The organism is Clostridium sp. AM34-11AC (genome assembly GCF_003435375.1).
Taxonomy (GTDB): Bacteria; Bacillota; Clostridia; order Lachnospirales; family Lachnospiraceae; genus Pilosibacter; species Pilosibacter fragilis.
This window is the reverse complement of sequence record NZ_QWGL01000001.1, coordinates 322,197-341,611: the sequence shown is the minus strand read 5'-3', so window position 1 is coordinate 341,611 and position 19,415 is coordinate 322,197. Positions and strand designations below refer to the sequence as shown.

Genomic DNA, 19,415 nt, shown 5'->3' with positions numbered 1-19,415 from the left:
GCGCGTATTTTCCTTAGAATCTGAAGAAGTGTAAGCCGGGTCAGTGCTCAAACGATCCGACTCCGACTGAACCATCCTGATCAGATGCTCTGTTTCTTTCCTGGCAGTGTACTGTACATACCAGCGGGAAGAAAGGAAAAAGGTGATTCCGACTCCGAAAGTCATCATAAAAATCACGAGAAAAACTGCAGAAAATAAACGTGTCTGGATACTCTTTCCAATCATATTGATTCGATCCCTTCTGGCCTTCGTTCGCCCATTCGATAACCAAAGCCCCATACCGTCTCGATCAGGGCAGTAGATCCGAACGAAAGTAGTTTTTTTCGAAGTCGTTTAATAAAATCCTCCGGCATATCTGCTTCCGGATCAGGACCTTGAAAATGCCAGACCTGTTCGGCTAATTCTTTTTTAGAAACAGCGTTATCTGCCCGTTGTATCATATACAGCAGAAAATCAAATTCTGTCGGTGTTACATTGAGATCATGTTCCTGAATTGTGACTCTGTGGCTGACAGGAAAAAGAACCAGATTTCCACATACAAACCGAGTGACAGGATCGGTCATGCCGGCATCGTAAAAGTGTGGATCAGACCGGCGGAATAATGCCTTTACCCGCGCAACGAACTCTAATGGAAGAAAGGGCTTTGTAATATAGTCATCGCTTCCGAGAGTGATTCCCATAACACGGTCGAGCGGCGTATCTTTGGCAGATACAAAAATAATGGGAACGTGGCTTTGACGACGGAAATAGGTACATAGACTGAGACCGTCGATTCCGGGCATCATGATATCGAGGATCAGCATATCGGGTTCTTTTGCGGAAAAGGCCTGACAGGCTTCCTGACCATCTTTAAACGTCTCTACTGTAAAGCCTTCATTTTCAAGAAATAGCTGCATCATTGTACGGATATTTGACTCATCATCTACTACATAGATCAGTTTTGACATGATAAATTACCTCGTTTGTATTTATGTTTTCATATTAACATGAAAGTTTAAAACCGTAAATGATTGCCACATTCTTGCCACACAGGTGAACTGGTAATGCACATAGGGATAACGGTATGATAAACACATAAAATAATTTACTGATGGAGGTAACAAGATGAAGAAGAGTTTAAAAATTTTATGCGCGGCGTTATCGCTTACTGCAATCATGTCCTTCTCTGCGTTTGCGGCTGAGACAAGAAAAGAATATAGGGCGGAAGCGGAACCGATCCGTACTGAGATGAAAGTGATGGAGGAGCAGATGGATGTTCTCAGGGAATCCAATAAAACTATCAAGGAACATTTCAAGAATATTCATCTGAACAAAAAGGAGACAGGAGAGCTTCCGGTTGACAAGGAAGTGTGGAAAGAGGCAAAAACACTTCATGGGAAAATAAAAACGATCCGTGAGGAAAACGGGGATTCCCAGGTAAAGAATCTTCGCGCAGAAGCGAAGGCGGCTGCCGAGAACAAAGATTTTGACACAGCAATCCTAAAATTAAAAGAAGCAGAAAAAGAAAAGGAAAAACGTCTGGAAATGCTGAAAGAGATCAATAGCATTTGGAAACAGATTGATGATCTTCTTTCTTCCGGGCAATAAGTGGAGGAAACAAGATTGAAAAGAATTTATTTGGGCCTGGCAGCTTCTGTGCTTCTGGCGGTCAGCAGTTTCCCATCATATGCCGGACAGTGGAAGCAGGACATGGCAGGATGGAAATATGAGAACGATGATCAGACATTTCTTCAGGATCAGTGGTTTCGGGACGATGACGGTAAATGGTATTACTTTGAATCGGATGGTTACATGAGCGCAAACTGCATGACGCCGGATGGATATGTCACGGGCGCAGATGGTGCCTGGATCGAAGGACTCGGGCAGAGCAAAGATCAGGCGGTACTTCCGTGGCAGTACCAGACTTTTTTTGGGAAAAGGTCTGGATGTCACATGGTCAGAATTTCAGAAGCAGACCAGAACATACAGCATTAAGCAGGTACAGGAATTTAAGAAAGCCGGGGTCAGCCATGTCAGAATTCGGGTACAGGATGATATCAGCACCGAGCTTCTGGCATTGCTGGATATGCAGATCACTGATTGCCTGAAAAACGGAATTATTCCTGTTATTGCATATCAGGCGCATGAGTTTAAAACAAATCCAACAAAGGAAAATATGGATCATGTGACGGAATGGTGGAGCCAGATCGCAGAACATTTTAAAGATGCTTCACATCTGGTGGCCTTTGATCTGATGATTGAATCTTCGGATGCGATCAATAAATTGCCGGATACGTTGAATGAAATGTATGAACAGACGGTTGCGGCAATCAGAAAAACAAATCCGGACAGAATCATTATGATCTCTCCACGACTGCGGTCAGACCCTAATTATTTGTCAGAGCTGAAAATTCCAAGTGCACACAATGGATATCTTATGGCAGAATGGCACTTTTACGCATCCGGGCCGGATAAGGCAAATGAAAAGAAGCTGTGGACTACGGGAACGGATGCTGAGAAGAAGCTGATTACAGATAAGATCCAGACGGCGCTTGCATGGCAGCAGCAGACGGGGATTCCGACATGGGTTGGAGCCTGGATGCCGGGAAACTATAATAAAGGAAATACATATAGTGTAGAAGAACAGACAGTATTTGCAGGATTTATGACGAAAGCATTGAGTGATGCAGGAATTCCGTTTGCGGTAAATGCAGATACAAAGTATTATAATGCGGAAGAGAATACATGGATCTCGTCCATGCAGCCGGTTTTTAAAACGATATTCCAATAAAAGAAGAAGCTATTACGAGCAGCGGAATGCTATCCGCTGCTCTTAGTGTATGTGATGCAATAGATAGCTCATAAAAAGTATTATTTTACTCCCATTTCGGAAAAGTGTTCCCCTTACTTAAAATTCTAAGTAATATGCATATTTACACATGGGTTTATTGAACCTGAACTTACCTAACGGTTCTTCAAACTTGGATTTATACTCGATATATCAATCTGTTAAATCTCTATTTAATAATTTCTTATACAAGACATCCATTCCAAAAGCACCCACAGGAGCAGCAGTAACAATTGCCATAACGGCAACTGATAAAACGATTTTCCCACATGCAAGACCTGCTGCAAGTGGCACAGAACCAATTGCTGCCTGTACAGTGGCTTTGGGTAGATAGGCAATCATACAGAAAAGACGCTCTTTCCATGTCAAAGGTGTGCCGACTAAACAAAGAGCAACACCCGCAGAACGGAAAATAAGGGCGAGGAAGATCATCAATATCGCCGCAATGCCAGCGTTCAGTGTATAACGAATATCCACCGCCGCACCGACCAGCACAAACAGGAGCACTTCCGCCGCCAGCCAGAGTTTTCCGAATTTTTCAGACAATCGTTTTGATACAAAGGTAACACTTTTGATTTTGAGAACGCAAGCCATGCTTACTACAGCCAACAGACCGGAGACAGATATACTCTCCTTCAACCATGTTTCAATCGCCATGAGCAGGAACGATACGCCCAAAACAACGATTACTTTCATGCTGTTTCGGACGCAGTGGTTATGTGTGTAGGCAGTTTCAAAAAACAAACTGAGCAGATACCCGGTGATTGCGCCCAAGGCAATGCCGAGGACGATGGAAACCGGGATATTGATAAAATCCATCAAATTTGCATGACCGCCCTGTGCCATGCCGAGAAAGGTAGAGAACAGCACAATAACGAAAATATCGTCGCAGGACGCCCCTACCAGAATAAGCTGGGGAATACTTTTGTCTGTGCCGTATTTTGAGTCCATCAACTGAACCATGCGTGGCACAACGACTGCCGGAGAAACTGCGCCGAGGACAGCGCCCATGACAGCGGCCTCTATTCTGGTAACGCCTAAAATGCCAGGCGCAAACAGAAAGAACGCTAATATTTCACAGCTTGCCGGGACACAGGACATCATAATGGCGGGTCGTCCTACCCTTTTCAAATCAGCCAGATTGAGGGATAGCCCTGCTTTGAGCAGAATGATGATAAGAGCCATTTGCCGTAGGTCAGCGGAAATGGACAGGATAGAGGGATCGAGCAGGTCAAGGACATAAGGTCCCAGCACAATACCCGTAATCAGCATACCAATAATGCGGGGCAGCTTGAGCCGTTGACAAATTGCAGCCATGAACAGACCAACAAGAAAAATGAAAGCCAGTGATGTTAACATAAAATTCTCCTCCTTTGGACGCAAAAAAGCTGATGCCTTTCTGCGAACAGATAATCGCAGAAGTCATCAGCTTAAAAAGCGGTTTAGGTTTCCCAAGGGAGAACTTCATTCCCTTTAACGGTTTCAATAATACCTCTGACTTCTTATCATGTCAAGTTATTTTGGAAATTATCATCATTGTCACTTTGATTCACAAATCATACTACAAATTCTGATTAGTCTCCTTTTATAACGGTTGCATCATCTCAAGAATGATTCCATCCGGGTCTCTGAAATAAAACGCTCTGCTTTTCCCAAATCCATCTGCTCTGAAATCGAAATACTTCCAACCATATTTTCCCTCTCCAATAATTTCTTTATTTCATCAAACTGGAATTTGCCCGCATTACAGAATCCATTTTAAACAGATTGGATAAATGTCTATCACAAAATGTTCCTGAATCAGATCTGTACTCGGATGCGATTCTGAAATATCAATCTTCACATTTTCTATTTCTTTTGATAATTCACTTGGAGCGGAACCAATTACTATATACTGGCATATACAATACTCCAGCATCCCATGCTCATCAGGCTCTAATGGGCTTGTTTCAAATGGCTTTTCAATATCTATTCCTATGCTGTCCAAAAACTCTGCTACCTTAGGATATGCATCTTTTACTTGCAAATAATAATTCTTACAGTAATTACAGTCGCACAAATCCTCTTGCTTAATATCCTTATAATACTTTTTTGTCTGCTCTACATTTATCGCCATTATCATTCACCAGTTTCCGACCAATCGAGTTGTTTGTATTTATGAAATCCACCAATTTCCATCAGGACCTTTGTTCAAACAACCTACCTCTTCGGAAATTTTATTACCTGCAAAATCTTTTACTATGATTTTGTCGTAATATTTATAATCATCTGTTGCACAGTTGTTTTCGTCATCCCAACCTTCTTCTATCCAAGCTTCAATATAGACCTTGCCATCCTCTATAAAAATCACCGATTCATTGTGCTTTAATGGGAAGAAAAATTCCGTTGGATAATAACATCGAAATCCTTCTCCAGCTTCCTGACTTATGATATATAGTGGATTACCTACAATATGCAAATTATATGGATTCAAATCATCGAGGTTTAATTCTGCAACTTTTTCCAGTATTTTCTCTGGTAAATAGCGATATAAAGAAATTCTTTTCTTGTTATAATCACACTGCAAAAAATATATGAATTTTTCTACATATACCGGATCTCCATAAACAATATTATTCTGCTTTTCAAATGGAGTGTATACCTTCCCTTTTTCGAAATCATAGATAAGTACAACCGATCCTCTACTAATTCCTTCCTTTGCTAACTCGACTAAATCATAGAAATCTATCGTATCACTCTTGGAATAGCCATATCTATCTTGCCCATATATTTTTTCAACATAACTGCCATCAACTTTATCAAATCGCTTTATCATAGATACCTCCTCCAACTCCCCGTTTGTATGGGTTCGATAAATTGGGAGTTGCCTTTGCTCGTTTGCTTCCAAAGCACAATTACCTTCTTGCAATTTGGACAATACCAGCCTCCGTCAAGGTCATGTGCTTTTATTGAGTCCTTACTTCAAAAAACATTTTACCAAAATGCTTTAGCTCTGTTTCTTCTGCCTTTCGAGGATATAAGTTATCAGCTCGACAACCTGGAAGTTATTCATTTAATTCAGCCTCAATCTCTTCAATGGTAGGCATACTACCTCTGAACTCTTCTGGTATAAGTTTTGATAATTCATAACTAGAAATACCAAGTGGCTGGCTAGTTGATTCTAATGCATACTGGGCTTCTACTTTATCCATATCTTTACAAATCAGAAGTCCCAAAGTAGGATTATCAGCTTCTGTTTTCATCTGATGATTAACAGCTACAACATAAGTTCCCAATTGACCTGCATAGGAAGAATCAAATTTTCCTGTCTTTATTTCTACAACTACATAGCAATGCCTTTGAGTATTGTAAAATAACATGTCTATAAATTTTTCAGTATCTCCTACCTCAATTCTCACTTCCCTGCCCATATAAGCAAAGCCAGTACCTAACTCCATAAGAAAATTATTAACTTTCTCTATAAGCGCATCCTTTAGTTCCTTTTCATCATACCTTTCACGCAAAGTCAAAAAATCAAAATTGTATGGATCCTTCGTAATTGCTTGCGCTAAATCGCTCTGTTCTATCGGAAGTGTATTAGAAAAGTTAGTTATTGCTTTGCCCTGGCGTTCATACAAATCCGTTCCTAAGAAGTTTAGTAAAACATTTCTTGACCAATTGTTTTCAATAGTCTTTCTGATATAAAACAATGCCTTTGCAGAATTTCCTCTGCATTTATCAAGTATTATTTTGTTATGTCCCCATGGAATTCTAAAAATGATTTGTAAATCATCCCCAACTTGGGGACGATTTGCATCTGCAATCAATTCATCCTCAACCTGAGGACAAAATACTGCATCAGAATACATCTCATAAAAGTATCTCATATATTTCAAATTAGTTGGAGAAAATGATTTCACATCTGGCAAAATGGATTTCAAATCATCACTCACCGTTTTATAGAATCCCATTCCATATCCGAACTGTTCACTCATAGATGAAATACCCTTACCAAGCTTCCAATAAAACCTTAGCATCTCATCATTTATCTTCATAGAAGCTCTGATTTGGCTTTTTCTAAAATCAGTAGATATTCCGGTAATCCACTCTTTATATTCATTATCAGCCTTAATCAATTCACTCATATATAACCCTTTCTAATGTGTCAGTTCGACAACTTCCGAGTTGTCGCTGAGTTTCAATCTCACCGAAAGATTGGAAGTTATCTATTTGCATAATCAATCAAAATCTTTTTACAACTACTACAACGATAAGCTTCACAATGAGGGATTCCTCCTGAACTTTTACTCAATTCCAAATCGTCCGATTTTTTTGTATGAAAAACTTTTGTCTGATTATCAATTGTAAAAGTAATGTCTCGTGAGCTCATCAGGTATCCTCTCATCATTTCTTCACCACGATATGGACATTTCATGCTGATTTACCCCCCTATAAATACTAGTTTTTATATATTTGATTGTAAAATAGATGTCTGCTGTTTGCATTGTATATTTATAAACTCATTTCCCATGGGTACACAATTCCGAAAAGGGAGTTATTTTACAAATCTAAAGAGTGTTTTTTGTGAAAAATCATGCATAATTTCATTTGTCTAAACAGGATATATTCACCAAAACATTAATCTAACATTAATCTTTTTGTAAATGAATCATCCCACGCTCCAGTGATTTCAAGATAAGCCTGCAGATATTCGACATTTTCGCCATTGATCTTGCAGTTTAAGAGGTGACGAGTAATTAAATAACCGGTAGTGGTATGGCGCTGTACTTCACCTACGATCTTTGGCGCTTCAAGTCCGGAATAATCATTTTCAATCATGGCTTTGACGGGAAAGCTGATGTAGCGGCTGCCGGGTCTGTTTTCCCATATGAGATCCGAGCGGGAATAAGAACTGTTTTCAGATACAATGAGTCCTTTACGTCCAGAAATTTCTGAGTTGGTATCTTTACACCAGACGTAATATGAAGGATCGGATACGTATTGCCGGATCCGTTCTTTTTCACGGAAATCCCACGAGATGACGTGATGAAAGTCCGGAGTCTCAAGGATAAAGGGATTGACGAGCAGTCTCAGCAACCGATAATAGTTCCTCTTCAGACTTTGCGATCTTAGCAGCATCTGTTGATATTCTTCAATCTTTTTGTTGAGTTCCCGTTCCTGATTTTCCAGAAACTGATCATATTCAGATAATTCCAGAGAAGAAAATGCACGGATGTCTTTAACCGGTACTCCAAGATTCCGATAATACAGGATATCAGCTATGTCGATTAAATCCGTATTGGTATAGGTTCGGTAGTGATTACTCTTTTTGCTGACATGAAAGAGGTTCTCCTTTTCCCAAAAACGAAGAGTTGAAGGGGTAATGTTCAATATTTCGGATATTTCTCCGATGGTAAGATTTTTTTTGCCCATTTTTAGAACTCCGGTGAATGTGGATAATGATCAAAAAGCAACTATTATTATTATAACAATTTCACACTTGACATTCAAGTAACTTTAAGGATTTAAATATAAGAAAAGGCAATGCTGAAGGGACTGAATGTGTATTATAGTGTGGTGCTGCAAGGTGATGGATAAGCATTCAGAAAACATGCAGTGTTGCTACAAAGATTATAAACTAAGGAGGTACTTATGAGAACTTTAAAGGAAAGGATCAAAAACTTTAAGATGCCGCATACATATGTGATACTTGTCACTATTATGTTCATCGTGCTGATTCTTACACACATCATTCCTGCCGGATCTTATGAGCGTGTAGAGGATGCGGTTACAGGAAAGATGGTCGTTGTGCCTGACTCTTACGCGTATGTAGATGCTGAGGCGCCGGGGCTGTTTGGTCTGTTTCAGGCTCTGGAAGCTGGTTATGTGGACGCTGCTGATATTATGTTCCTCATTATTTTTGCGTATGGTTTTGTTTATGTTTTAACCAAAAATGGAACGATGGATGCTGCGCTGGGAACTTTAGTACGGAAGATTGGCAATTGTGTCCAGCTATTGATTCCGATCACAATGCTGATTCTTGGTTTAATGGCATCTACTATGGGTATTTATGAGGAAGTCTATGGACTGTTTCCGGTTTTCGTAGGAATCTTTGTTGCCCTGGGTTATGATGCTGTCGTAGGTGGCGCAGTTATCTTTTTGGGCGTATCGATCGGATATGCCGCAGGCACCACGAATCCTTATACCATCGCTATTGCACAGGATATTGCAGGTGTTGAACTTTACTCAGGCATGGGATTCCGCTGGCTCATTTTTGCTGTCACAGAGATCATTGCCATTGCTTATGTGATGTACTATGCCCGCAAAGTCAAAAAAAATCCGACCAAATCTGTGGTTTATGGCACTGAGCTGGATGCAGTCAAGGCAAAATCTTTGAATGAATTACAGACAGCATCTATGAATATCCGTCAGGGGTTATGTTTAGTCCTTTTCTTTGGAGTCATTATATTTTTATTCTATGCTATTTTGAATCTGGGCTGGTATGTAGATGAAATATCAGCATTTTTCTTAATGGCAATGGTGGTTGCAGGTATTATCAGCGGTTATTCTGCAACTGAGATCTGTAAGACATTTATTGAGTCTACTAAGAGCATGGTTTCTTCTATGTTAATTGTCGGATTTACCAGAGGAATCTTGATTTTAATGAAAGAGGGCATGATCACAGATACGATCGTATACGGCCTGGTGAGCCTGCTTAAAAATACAAGTACATACCTCTCTGCCTACGGAATGATCATAATTGAGAACATTGTAAAACTCTTTATCAATGGTTCAACAAGTGCGGCAACGATTACAATGCCGATTTTGGCACCAACAGCCGAGCTGGTTGGTATGAGCCGTTCAATTGCCGTATTGGCATACCAGTTGGGACACAGCTTCGCAGATATATTCTGGCCGACTTCCTGCGCTCTTTGTTGTGGTCTGATGGGAGTGCCGATTAACAAATGGTATAAATTTATTACACCGTTGTTTGGCATCCTGTTTATTATGGAGTTTGTATTTATGACGGCTGCTGTAATGATTGGTTATTAACAGATCCCATATATCCCATATATAGGAATAAAAAATATTATATTTAGAGGTAGCACGGATGCTTATTAAAAACGGATATTTGTTTACTACTTGTACAAATGATTTTGAAAAATTGGATATTCGTATCGAAAATACGAAAATAACGGAAGTGGATTTCAATATTTCTCCAAAAGAAAATGAAGAAGTGATAGATGCGGCGGGAAAATATATAACGCCAGGTTTCATTGATGCTCACAGTCATATTTGTATCAGCGAAGAAGGTATGGGAGAAGTGGGTGATGATTGTTGCGATTACTCGGATGCGATTACCCCTCAGTTAGAAGTGCTGGACGGTCTGTATCCTTTTGACAGAGCGGTGGAACGATCTGTCCGGGCAGGAGTGACCTGTGCCTGTGTTTGTCCGGGCAGTGATGGTGTTATCGGAGGTGTTGCTTCGGTTATCCGGTTAACGGGTAAGATTGCAGATGAGATGATCGTGACCCGCAAGGCTGCTGTGAAAGGCAGCCTTGGAGAAAACCCGAAGGCAGCTAAGCATGGATTCGCCTCACGCATGGGTACTGCTTATCACTTACGTAAGTGTCTGGAAGATACGAAGGAATATCTTTTTGAGAAGGAAGAAGCGGAAAAGAATGGTGATCATTTCCGATGCGATCCCGGCAAGGAAAATATGGCTATGGTTCTGAGGAAAGAAATACCGTTGCATATTCACGCTCACCGTTCAGATGATATCTGTACAGCGATCCGTATTGCCAAGGAGTACGATATCAGGATTGTTATAGTTCATTGCACGGATGGGATTGACATTGCTGAACATATAGCAGCCAGCGGTTTTCCTGCGATTGTCGGTCCAAGCATGAACCCGTGCAGCAAGCAGGAGGTTTGGAATAAGAGCTTTGAGACTGCCGGCATCCTCAATAGGGCAGGTGTTAAAGTCTGCATCACTGCCGATCATGATGTAACACCGCTGTATTATTTGCCTATTTATGCTGCTATGGCTGTTCGCTTTGGCATGGATGATGCGGAAGCATTGCGCGCAGTAACATCATATCCTGCAGAGATTTTGGGTATCGATGATCGAAAAGGTGCGCTTGTCAGCGGAAAAGATGCGGATCTCGTTATCTGGAGTCATCATCCATTTGATATTCATGCGAAAGCAGAACATGTTTTTATTGAAGGAAAACAGGAATGTTAAAAAAACAAAGGAACTTGACTGAAAAGTGTAAAAAGTCATTTATCGGGTGGAAATTACCTCATACATATGTAATTTTAACGATTATTTTACTGGTCGTAGTAGGATTGACGTATATCATTCCCGGAGGAGAATATGATCGGGTAATTGATCCTGCGAATGGAAAAACGATCGTATTACCTGACAGTTTCCATTTTGTTGAAGGAAACCGCCCAGACTTCTTTGATATTTTTCTTTCGGTGTCTCGTGGCTATGTAAGTGCTGCAGATATCTTGTTTCTTATTGTTTTTGCATATGGCTTTGTTTATGTATTGAAAGACAACGGCACACTGGATGCTGCGGTGTCTGCGCTGCTTAAATTAATGGGGAAACGTACCGAATTGTTGATACCTGTGGGAATGCTGTTGTTTGGCCTGCTCGGATCAACATTGGGTATATTTGAAGAAACCTATGGTCTTGTGCCGTTGTTTGCAAGCATAATGCTGGCATTAGGCTATGACAATCTTGTAGGAGGTGCCGTTGTTTATATTGGCGTAGCTACCGGATTTGCGGCAGCTATGACAAATCCGTTTTCAGTAGGAATTGCCCAGACCATCGCTGATGTACCGCTGAATTCCGGTGTTGCCTATCGCGCCGTGATTTTTGCAGTATTTGAAATGGTATCTATTTGGTATGTGATGCGCTATGCCAGAAAAGTAAAGCAGAATCCTGAACTTTCAGTTTTATATGGTTGTGATGAAGTGGAACAATCGGACAAAAAGCAGTATGATAAAGAGGTGAACTTTACATTTCGCCGCAAATTGTGTACGATTTTGTTTTTTGCTACGATAGGGATCCTGCTTTACGGAACGAGCATGCTTGGATGGTATATCGATGAGATATCTTCATTATTTTTAGCAATGATGGTAGTGGCGGGAGTCGTGGGAGGAAGCAGTCTGAATGAGATCTGTCTTACTTTTATTGAGTCAACTAAGAGCGTAGTATCCTCGATCCTTGTGATTGGATTTACCCGGGGTATTCTTATTGTCATGAAAGAAGCACTTATTTCCGATACAATAGTTTACTACCTTTCTTCTCTTCTGGATATCGGGAATCCCGTCATTTCTGCTATTGGAATGTTGTTTTTACAGAGCATCATTAATATTTTCATTAATGGTTCTTCCAGTCAGGCTACGATCACTATGCCAATTATAGCACCTGTAGCTGACATTGTAGGCGTAAGCCGCCAGACAGCGGTATTGGCATATTGTTTTGGTGACGGCTTTTCGGACATGTTCTGGCCAACGAACTGTTCATTGGAATGCGGTCTGATGGGAATCCCGCTTGAGCGATGGTATAAATTTATTACACCTCTGTTTTTGATCATGACGATCCTACAGGTATTTTTTATAGCATTGTCGGTTTACGTTTATTGATGTTCCCTGTGAGCAGGCGGGCAGGGAAAGCTCCGGGCTGTTTAACCGCCTGATATCTTTTTTATAGTAAATTATCTGAACAAAGCCGCCTTTTTTTAGCGGAATCTTAACCTCTCAAAACATACTTTTCTCACAATTCCCATGTTATACTAAACATAATTCGCCGGTTACAGGATCGTGGCGCTGCAAGCCCACAGATCCTGTAACGGCATCCCCTGTTCGTGAAATACCTGGCGGAGAGAACACGAATGTGGAAAAAAACCAAGTAACCGGACGGAGCTTAGAATGTCCGTCTCACAAACACAGGAGAGTGAAAATTTGGGAATGACAAAAAAACTGCGGGAGAAGTGGAATGAGGCGCTGCAGGCGGTACTGCCGATCATTGCGATCGTGCTGGTACTCTGCTTTGTGATCGCGCCCATCTCCTCCAGCATCCTGCTCTGTTTCCTTTTAGGAGCAGTCCTTTTGCTCGCGGGAATGATGCTTTTTACACTTGGCGCAGAGCTTGCCATGTCACCGATGGGCGAGCGAGTGGGAACGTGCCTGACGAAGAGCCGGAAGCTTCCGGTGGTGATCGGGCTGTCCTTTCTCTTAGGCTTCATCATTACGATCTCGGAGCCGGATCTTCAGGTTCTGGCGAATCAGGTTCCGGCTGTGCCGAACATGACGCTGATCTTGTCCGTTGCATGCGGAGTCGGCGCATTTCTTGTCGTGGCATTGCTGCGAATGCTGTTCTCCGTGGCACTTCCGCCGTTGCTGCTTGCCTTTTACGGCGTGGTGTTTGCACTGGCGATGTTCGTGCCGAAGGATTTTTTAAGTGTGGCCTTTGACTCCGGCGGCGTTACGACGGGACCGATGACGGTGCCGTTTATCATGGCACTCGGTGTCGGAATCTCTGCAACGCGAAGCGACCGCCACGCGGCGGACGACAGCTTCGGTCTTGTGGCGCTCTGCTCCATCGGACCGATCCTCGCAGTCATGATCTTAAGCATGATCTTCAAGGCGGACAGCAGCTCCTACACACCGCCGGTGATTCCGGAGATCGGTGATTCAAAAGAACTGTTCCTGCTCTTTGCAAGGGAACTTCCGGCCTACATGAAGGAGATCGCGGTTTCCTTACTGCCTATTATCTTATTTTTCATGATTTTCCAGATTTTCATGTTAAAATTAACAACAAGAAAATTAAAGAAGATCGCAATCGGTCTCGCCTATACATACGCGGGGCTGGTACTTTTTCTTACGGGAGTGAACGTGGGCTTCATGCCGGCGGGAAATTATCTCGGACAGGTGCTTGCGAAGTCCGCCCACCCGCTGTTCCTTGTTCCCATCGCAATGATCATGGGATACTTCATCGTAAAGGCAGAGCCGGCCGTGTATGTTCTCAACAAACAGGTTGAGGAGATCACGGACGGAGCAATCTCCTCGAAGGCCATGGGAATGGGACTTTCCCTGGGTGTTGCGGTTTCTCTCGGACTTGCGATGGTGCGGGTACTCACAGGGATCTCGATTCTGTGGTTTCTCATTCCGGGATACGCGATCGCGTTGGGAATCTCGTTTTTTGTGCCGAAGATCTACACCGCGATCGCCTTCGACTCCGGCGGCGTGGCATCGGGACCGATGACGGCAGCGTTTCTGCTTCCGATGGCACAGGGAGCCTGCTCCGCTCTTGGAGGAAACATCGTCACAGATGCCTTCGGTGTGGTCGCGATGGTTGCCATGACACCGCTTATCACGATCCAGGTCATGGGTCTGGCTTCGAGGATAAGAGCGAAGCGCGGAGTGCAGGAAGGAATGTCCGCAGCTCATGGACAGTCCGGGGCATACGCGGCGTTTGAGCTGCTGGATGATGACGCGATTATTGAATTGTAGGAGGTTTTATGAGCGAATTATACTTGATGGCGACGATCAGCGACCGGAACCAGAGCCGGAGATTCCTCGCCTTCTATAAAGAATATGGGATTTCCGTCACATTCCTGACGTTAGGCCGGGGAACCGCGGCGTCGGAGGTGTTGGACGCCTTCGGGTTAGAGGCATCGGAAAAGGCCGTCCAGTTTGCAGTAGTGACGGCGGCAGAATGGAAAAAGGTAAAAAAGGGCCTGGAACAGGAGATCAAGATCGATATTCCGGGAACGGGGATCGCCTTTGTGACTCCCCTGAGCAGCATCGGCGGAAAGCGGCAGCTTCGCTTTTTGACTGAGGACCGTGGATTTGAGAAAGAGGAGGAAAGCAGCTTGAAAAGAACAGACTACGAGCTTCTTGTGGTGATCGCAAATCAGGGCTATACGGATGTGATCATGGACGCGGCGCGAAAGGCCAACGCTACCGGCGGAACCGTGATCCATGCGAAGGGAACGGGAATGGAGAAGGCGGAAAAGTTTTTAGGCGTTTCCCTTGCTCAGGAGAAAGAGATGATCTTTATGGTCACGAAGACAAAGGATAAAAACGGCATCATGCAGAGCATCATGAAGGAAGCCGGGATCGGAAGCAAGGCGGGGGCGATCGTCTTCTCTCTGCCGGTGACGGAAACAGCGGGGATGCGTCTGATCGAGAAGAATGAGGATGCTTAAGATCTTTCGCGCTGACCGCAGCAGATCACAGGCCTGAACGAACGGAACGGTGCCATTAGTTACTTTTCATGGGTAGGAATTTTCTGAACTGAAAATTCCGTATGATACCGTTATGACCGCGGATTTTGCCGATTCGGAATGCGAAGCATGGGCAAAATCCAGTTACAGTGCGCGGGCATGGAGTGCCCGTGTACTGTAACTGCCATTAAAAAAACACCGCGGAAACGTCCCGAAACCATTGACACTGCATATAGAGTATTGTACAATCATTCGTAAATCTTCGACCGGTCCAAACACAGAGCGGAGCGTGCGAGGAGACAAATCATGGACGAAGCCCCGGAAGAAACCGGGAAGCGTCAAATTTATAAAGATTTAGGAGTTGATTTTTTTGGATTCAGGGCAAGCCCTGCAGGGACTGATCGTAATTGGACTTCTGGCGTTATCCGCGTTTTTCTCATCGGCGGAGACGGCAATGATGACGGTAAATAAGATCCGTGTGCGGAATCTCGCGGAGGCGGGACTCAGTCATGCCGTTGTGCTGGAGAAGATCTTAAGCAATCAGCCCAAAATGCTTAGCGCAATTTTAATAGGAAACAATATTGTCAATATTTCAGCGTCTTCTCTGATGACTGTGCTGGTCACAGACGTGCTTGGAAATAAATATGTCGGTATCGGAACCGGTGTTTTGACGCTGTTAGTCCTGATCTTTGGTGAGATCACACCGAAGACTTCCGCGACGATCTATTCCGAGACCCTGTCACTCAAGTTCGCGAAACCGATCTATTTGATCATGCAGGTTCTGACCCCGCTGATCGTGGTCGTTGATGTCCTCTCCAAGGGCGTTTTAAAGATGATCCATGTGGATCCGAACAAGAAACAGGACGCGATCACAGAGGATGAGCTCCGCACGATCGTGGAGGTCAGCCACGAAGAGGGTGTGATCGAGTCAGACGAGAAGAAGATGATCTACAACGTGTTCGATTTTGGGGATTCTGTCGCGAAGGACATTATGGTTCCGCGTATCGATATGACATTCCTCGATGTGAATGCCAGCTATCAGGAGATCATGGATATTTTCCGACAGGAGAAGTATACGAGATATCCAGTCTATGAGGAGACGACGGACAATGTCATTGGCATCGTGAATATCAAGGACCTGTTCCTGATCCCGAAAGACAAGGAATTTAAGCTGCGGGATTACCTGCGTGAGCCGTATTACACCTACGAGTTTAAAAAGACGACGGAGCTTATGGTGGAACTTCGAAAGACCATGAACAGCGTTGCCATCGTCCTTGATGAGTATGGCGCGACGGCCGGGCTTATCACATTGGAGGATATGCTTGAGGAGATCGTCGGAGAGATCCGCGACGAGTACGATGCGGATGAGGAAGACAGCATCAGGAAGATCAATCCGAAGGAATATGTGATCGAGGGTGCCATGAAACTTGATGATCTCGACGACCAGCTTGGTCTGGATCTCAAGTCAGAAGATTACGACTCCGTCGGTGGCTATATTATCGGCCTTTTAGACCATCTCCCGCAGGCAGGGGAGGAAGTCACAAGCGGAAATCTCCGGTTTGTGGTGGATACGGTGGAGAGAAACAGGATTGACAAGGTGCATCTGTATATTCTGGATGCGCCGCAGAAGAGCGAAGAAAGTGAGCAGGAGAGCAAACCCGAACGGTGAAATTCCTGAACCGCGATAAAATTAGCGAAAAATGTACAGCTTTCGGTCTTGACAATTTTTTTCAAACCAATTAATATGAATCTATCCAAAAGGGGAGTAGTTGAAATGCACTGTCAACAATCGCGGCGGAAACGTCTGGTGGTGCATACCGGTAAAATGGTAACGAGACTTTTTGCAGAGAGAAATTTCTGCAGAAAGTCTTTTTTTGTTGCTCTGAGGATCCGAGAGCGATCCGATATGGCGGCAAAAAAAGACGGTCTGTAAAATTTCATGGAATCCATTGGCAGGGAAAGAGAAAAACCTGCGCATACTATTTTCAAGGAGGAGTTTTTATGGACTTTTTATGGAGTGGATTACTATCGATCACCTGGCAGCAGGTCGTCATGTATGTGGTAGGGCTTTTACTGATCTACCTGGCAATCGAGAAAAATTATGAGCCGGCCCTTCTTCTGCCGATGGGCTTCGGTGCGATCCTTGTGAATCTCCCGGCCAGCGGTGTGTTAAACCAGTTTATGGAGGGCGCCGGTGAGACTCACGGAATCATCCAGTGGCTGTTTGAATCCGGCATTGAGGCATCGGAGGCTTTCCCGCTGCTGCTCTTTATCGGTATCGGAGCCATGATCGACTTTGGACCGCTGCTTTCGAATCCGAAGATGTTCCTTTTCGGTGCGGCGTCCCAGTTCGGTATCTTTTTTACGATCTTTATGGCATCACTTCTCGGCTTTGATATCAAGGACGCTGCCTCTATCGGAATCATCGGAGCGGCAGATGGTCCGACTTCGATTCTGGTATCTCAGGTGTTGAAGTCAAACTACATCGGAGCGATTGCGGTGGCGGCATATTCCTATATGGCACTTGTGCCGATCATCCAGCCGATGGCGATTAAAGCGGTTACGACAAAGAAAGAACGCATGATCCGCATGCCGTATGAGCCGGGAAAAGTAAGCCGGTTCACAAGAATCGCTTTTCCGATCATTGTAACATTTGTCGCAGGACTTGTCGCTCCGGCGTCGGTTGCTCTTGTAGGATTCCTGATGTTCGGAAATCTGATCCGTGAATGCGGCTGCTTAAACAGCCTTTCCGAAACAGCACAGACGACACTCGCAAACCTGATCACACTTGTTCTCGGAATCACGATTTCTTTCTCCATGAAAGCGGATCAGTTCGTAAGCTTACAGACACTGATGATCATGGGACTTGGACTTTTCGCTTTTATTTTTGACTCCATCGGCGGCGTCATGTTTGCGAAATTCTTAAATCTGTTCAGCAGGAACAAAGTGAACCCGATGGTCGGAGCAGCAGGAATCTCCGCATTCCCGATGTCTGCCCGTGTCATTGAGAAGATGGGGATCGCGGAGGACAGAACAAACCATCTTCTGATGCATGCCATCGGAGCTAATGTTTCCGGTCAGGTCGCATCCGCAGTTGCCGGCGGAATCATCCTTGGATTCTTTATGTAGGAGGTCTGGACTATGAATGTAAATACAATGCTTGCTTTGGGAATCATGTGGAAGGGAATGCTTGGAATCTTCGTTGTGATGGGGATCCTGGCGCTCGTTGTTTATCTCCTCACGAAGGTGGGAGACCGTTAGCTCACCATCCCGCCCGCCATTCCGCTCAATGTGCACATGGCGAGGACAGAGAGAAGTCTTTTGGTGTCTTCCGTGACACCGTCCTTCTGGGCGAGGGACATGAGATATAAAAACAGAAAATAGAGAGTTCCGAGGACCAGGCCCCAGAAAAAGCGCCTGGTCCTCATTGTTTTTCCGGCGATCATGCCGCCAAAAAAGCAGGAGAGGACATAGACTGCGCAGACGGCGAGATTGACCTGATTTTCCGGGAGACGGAACTTAAAGAGGGCGAAGGACAGTACCATCAGAAGAATTCCGGAGAGGATATAAGTTGCGATCAGGGCGCGTACCATGCGCCATACCGGGTTTGTCTGCATGAGAAAACTCCTTTCTTGAAGGATGTACTCCAGGAGTCTTTCCGGGACTCATAAAACCAGGTACAGAAAGATTCTGAGAGGACATCATGATGTGGACATTTGCTTTATACAGGATATGTGGGGAAAGGCCATGCATATGCATTGCGCGGCTGATCTTGTAAGCGGTGAATCTGTTTGGCTGAAAAAAACGCCCCGGATATTTTTTCTTTGCGGCTGCCGGATACAATTTGGAAGCTGCCTGCGGCATGTTATGCGGACAAAAAGTGGATATTTGTACCGGATTTTCCTGCATCACGGCAATAAAATCCGTTGCATAATAGAAAATCGTATGGTATAATTTCATTTAAATTCGGGGTATTATGCCCACGATAAGAGAACAGGAGGAAATGATACCATGAAGCATGTAAAGACTTTAAGTTCCAACACTTTAAAGAACAGCATGAAGAAGGGCGGCTGCGGCGAATGCCAGACATCCTGCCAGTCTGCATGCAAGACATCCTGCACAGTAGGAAACCAGAGCTGTGAAAACAGCAACCGCTAATGCGGGGCTTCGAATAAACGGAAGTTTTTAAAGAGACCCCTACGGTCGTATGATTGTAGGGGCTATTTCTTGTCTGATCAAAGAATCTGCCGGTGACGGGTTTCCCGGACAGCGATGCCGGGAAAGCCGCCACTGACAGACCACAAAGGGCAGGTAAGAAAGAAGTCAGGAGACCATCAGATCGTGACTGTAATCGGGAAGAGACGGAA

19 protein-coding genes, 1 pseudogene and 1 riboswitch are annotated in these 19,415 nt (G+C 44.0%); of the genes and pseudogenes, 12 read left to right on the top strand and 8 right to left on the bottom strand.

Going from position 1 to position 19,415, the window contains the following annotated elements; translation table 11 throughout:
• Positions 1 to 221 precede the first annotated feature (221 nt).
• Entirely contained in the window at positions 222 to 947 is a 726-nt protein-coding gene (locus tag DW826_RS01555) for a response regulator transcription factor (protein WP_117551818.1), read from the bottom strand.
• A gap of 157 nt (positions 948 to 1,104) precedes the next feature.
• On the opposite strand from DW826_RS01555, the gene DW826_RS01550 reads away from it, so the two are divergent.
• Genes DW826_RS01550 through DW826_RS01540 form a run of 3 tightly spaced genes read left to right on the top strand, consistent with a single transcriptional unit; the run spans position 1,105 to position 2,770 of the window.
• Positions 1,105 to 1,587: a hypothetical protein gene (locus DW826_RS01550; protein ID WP_117551817.1), complete on the top strand. Its 483-nt coding sequence runs from the start codon at positions 1,105 to 1,107 to the stop codon at positions 1,585 to 1,587.
• A 15-nt stretch (positions 1,588 to 1,602) separates the two neighbouring features.
• The gene (locus tag DW826_RS01545; protein WP_117551816.1) at positions 1,603 to 1,974 is read left to right on the top strand and encodes a hypothetical protein; all 372 of its coding nucleotides are present in this window, start codon (positions 1,603 to 1,605) and stop codon (positions 1,972 to 1,974) included.
• Complete coding sequence (locus tag DW826_RS01540) at positions 1,910 to 2,770, top strand: cellulase family glycosylhydrolase (protein WP_181967950.1); 861 nt, start codon at positions 1,910 to 1,912, stop codon at positions 2,768 to 2,770. Before DW826_RS01545 ends, DW826_RS01540 begins: the two co-directional genes overlap by 65 nt.
• 210 nt (positions 2,771 to 2,980) lie before the next feature.
• On the opposite strand, the gene DW826_RS01535 is transcribed toward DW826_RS01540, so the two are convergent.
• The 6 genes and pseudogenes from DW826_RS01535 to DW826_RS01510 all read right to left on the bottom strand — a co-directional run bounded on the left by DW826_RS01535 (position 2,981) and on the right by DW826_RS01510 (position 8,239).
• Positions 2,981 to 4,186 carry a cation:proton antiporter gene (locus tag DW826_RS01535; protein ID WP_117503128.1) on the bottom strand — a complete coding sequence of 402 codons (1,206 nt, stop codon included), beginning with the start codon at positions 4,184 to 4,186 and terminating at the stop codon, positions 2,981 to 2,983.
• Positions 4,187 to 4,236: 50 nt separating this feature from the next.
• Positions 4,237 to 4,308: riboswitch (Fluoride riboswitch) on the bottom strand.
• Between the two features lie 104 nt (positions 4,309 to 4,412).
• Positions 4,413 to 4,511 (bottom strand): annotated as a pseudogene (locus DW826_RS18930) (VOC family protein); the annotation flags it as partial.
• Between the two features lie 60 nt (positions 4,512 to 4,571).
• On the bottom strand, positions 4,572 to 4,949 hold the full coding sequence (locus DW826_RS01525) for a hypothetical protein (protein WP_117503129.1): 378 nt from the start codon (positions 4,947 to 4,949) through the stop codon (positions 4,572 to 4,574).
• 33 nt (positions 4,950 to 4,982) lie between these two features.
• Positions 4,983 to 5,642 (bottom strand): hypothetical protein, encoded by a 660-nt coding sequence (locus DW826_RS01520; RefSeq protein WP_117503130.1) that lies wholly within the window; start codon positions 5,640 to 5,642, stop codon positions 4,983 to 4,985.
• A 229-nt stretch (positions 5,643 to 5,871) separates the two neighbouring features.
• Positions 5,872 to 6,951 (bottom strand): PDDEXK nuclease domain-containing protein, encoded by a 1,080-nt coding sequence (locus DW826_RS01515; RefSeq protein WP_117503131.1) that lies wholly within the window; start codon positions 6,949 to 6,951, stop codon positions 5,872 to 5,874.
• A 493-nt stretch (positions 6,952 to 7,444) separates the two neighbouring features.
• Positions 7,445 to 8,239 (bottom strand): MerR family transcriptional regulator, encoded by a 795-nt coding sequence (locus tag DW826_RS01510; RefSeq protein ID WP_015553070.1) that lies wholly within the window; start codon positions 8,237 to 8,239, stop codon positions 7,445 to 7,447.
• A gap of 219 nt (positions 8,240 to 8,458) precedes the next feature.
• On the opposite strand from DW826_RS01510, the gene DW826_RS01505 reads away from it, so the two are divergent.
• The 8 genes from DW826_RS01505 to DW826_RS01470 all read left to right on the top strand — a co-directional run bounded on the left by DW826_RS01505 (position 8,459) and on the right by DW826_RS01470 (position 18,309).
• On the top strand, positions 8,459 to 9,859 hold the full coding sequence (locus DW826_RS01505; protein ID WP_015553071.1) for an AbgT family transporter: 1,401 nt from the start codon (positions 8,459 to 8,461) through the stop codon (positions 9,857 to 9,859).
• 58 nt (positions 9,860 to 9,917) lie between these two features.
• Positions 9,918 to 11,051, top strand: a complete 1,134-nt coding sequence (locus tag DW826_RS01500; protein ID WP_117484032.1) for an amidohydrolase — start codon at positions 9,918 to 9,920, stop codon at positions 11,049 to 11,051.
• Positions 11,045 to 12,463: a TIGR00366 family protein gene (locus tag DW826_RS01495; RefSeq protein ID WP_117551814.1), complete on the top strand. Its 1,419-nt coding sequence runs from the start codon at positions 11,045 to 11,047 to the stop codon at positions 12,461 to 12,463. The genes DW826_RS01500 and DW826_RS01495 overlap by 7 nt, the downstream gene beginning before the upstream one ends.
• A 324-nt stretch (positions 12,464 to 12,787) precedes the next feature.
• Positions 12,788 to 14,332 (top strand): DUF1538 domain-containing protein, encoded by a 1,545-nt coding sequence (locus DW826_RS01490; protein WP_117484041.1) that lies wholly within the window; start codon positions 12,788 to 12,790, stop codon positions 14,330 to 14,332.
• An 8-nt stretch (positions 14,333 to 14,340) separates the two neighbouring features.
• Positions 14,341 to 15,030: a P-II family nitrogen regulator gene (locus DW826_RS01485; RefSeq protein ID WP_117551813.1), complete on the top strand. Its 690-nt coding sequence runs from the start codon at positions 14,341 to 14,343 to the stop codon at positions 15,028 to 15,030.
• 388 nt (positions 15,031 to 15,418) lie between these two features.
• Positions 15,419 to 16,717, top strand: a complete 1,299-nt coding sequence (locus tag DW826_RS01480) for a hemolysin family protein (protein WP_117469063.1) — start codon at positions 15,419 to 15,421, stop codon at positions 16,715 to 16,717.
• A gap of 332 nt (positions 16,718 to 17,049) precedes the next feature.
• Positions 17,050 to 18,177, top strand: a complete 1,128-nt coding sequence (locus DW826_RS01475; RefSeq protein ID WP_117551812.1) for a sodium ion-translocating decarboxylase subunit beta — start codon at positions 17,050 to 17,052, stop codon at positions 18,175 to 18,177.
• A 12-nt stretch (positions 18,178 to 18,189) separates the two neighbouring features.
• Positions 18,190 to 18,309: a hypothetical protein gene (locus DW826_RS01470; RefSeq protein WP_021904606.1), complete on the top strand. Its 120-nt coding sequence runs from the start codon at positions 18,190 to 18,192 to the stop codon at positions 18,307 to 18,309.
• Here the strand turns inward: DW826_RS01470 and DW826_RS01465 are convergent.
• The gene (locus tag DW826_RS01465) at positions 18,306 to 18,665 is read right to left on the bottom strand and encodes a TIGR04086 family membrane protein (protein ID WP_117551811.1); all 360 of its coding nucleotides are present in this window, start codon (positions 18,663 to 18,665) and stop codon (positions 18,306 to 18,308) included. The two genes, DW826_RS01470 and DW826_RS01465, sit on opposite strands and share 4 nt — an antisense overlap.
• Before the next feature lie 394 nt (positions 18,666 to 19,059).
• Here DW826_RS01465 and scfA point away from each other — a divergent pair, with 394 nt between their 5' ends.
• Complete coding sequence (gene scfA / locus DW826_RS01460) at positions 19,060 to 19,206, top strand: six-cysteine ranthipeptide SCIFF (protein ID WP_015553081.1); 147 nt, start codon at positions 19,060 to 19,062, stop codon at positions 19,204 to 19,206.
• Positions 19,207 to 19,415: the final 209 nt, after the last annotated feature.

Excerpts from the sequence above, each read along its gene's own strand:
- DW826_RS01555 (WP_117551818.1), bottom strand. The coding sequence starts at position 947 with ATGTCAAAACTGATCTATGTAGTAGATGATGAGTCAAATATCCGTACA.
- DW826_RS01550 (WP_117551817.1), top strand. The coding sequence starts at position 1,105 with ATGAAGAAGAGTTTAAAAATTTTATGCGCGGCGTTATCGCTTACTGCA.
- DW826_RS01535 (WP_117503128.1), bottom strand. The coding sequence starts at position 4,186 with ATGTTAACATCACTGGCTTTCATTTTTCTTGTTGGTCTGTTCATGGCT.
- DW826_RS01525 (WP_117503129.1), bottom strand. The coding sequence starts at position 4,949 with ATGATAATGGCGATAAATGTAGAGCAGACAAAAAAGTATTATAAGGAT.
- DW826_RS01520 (WP_117503130.1), bottom strand. The coding sequence starts at position 5,642 with ATGATAAAGCGATTTGATAAAGTTGATGGCAGTTATGTTGAAAAAATA.
- DW826_RS01515 (WP_117503131.1), bottom strand. The coding sequence starts at position 6,951 with ATGAGTGAATTGATTAAGGCTGATAATGAATATAAAGAGTGGATTACC.
- DW826_RS01510 (WP_015553070.1), bottom strand. The coding sequence starts at position 8,239 with ATGGGCAAAAAAAATCTTACCATCGGAGAAATATCCGAAATATTGAAC.
- DW826_RS01505 (WP_015553071.1), top strand. The coding sequence starts at position 8,459 with ATGAGAACTTTAAAGGAAAGGATCAAAAACTTTAAGATGCCGCATACA.
- DW826_RS01500 (WP_117484032.1), top strand. The coding sequence starts at position 9,918 with ATGCTTATTAAAAACGGATATTTGTTTACTACTTGTACAAATGATTTT.
- DW826_RS01495 (WP_117551814.1), top strand. The coding sequence starts at position 11,045 with ATGTTAAAAAAACAAAGGAACTTGACTGAAAAGTGTAAAAAGTCATTT.
- DW826_RS01490 (WP_117484041.1), top strand. The coding sequence starts at position 12,788 with ATGACAAAAAAACTGCGGGAGAAGTGGAATGAGGCGCTGCAGGCGGTA.
- DW826_RS01485 (WP_117551813.1), top strand. The coding sequence starts at position 14,341 with ATGAGCGAATTATACTTGATGGCGACGATCAGCGACCGGAACCAGAGC.
- DW826_RS01475 (WP_117551812.1), top strand. The coding sequence starts at position 17,050 with ATGGACTTTTTATGGAGTGGATTACTATCGATCACCTGGCAGCAGGTC.
- DW826_RS01470 (WP_021904606.1), top strand. The coding sequence starts at position 18,190 with ATGAATGTAAATACAATGCTTGCTTTGGGAATCATGTGGAAGGGAATG.
- DW826_RS01465 (WP_117551811.1), bottom strand. The coding sequence starts at position 18,665 with ATGCAGACAAACCCGGTATGGCGCATGGTACGCGCCCTGATCGCAACT.
- scfA (WP_015553081.1), top strand. The coding sequence starts at position 19,060 with ATGAAGCATGTAAAGACTTTAAGTTCCAACACTTTAAAGAACAGCATG.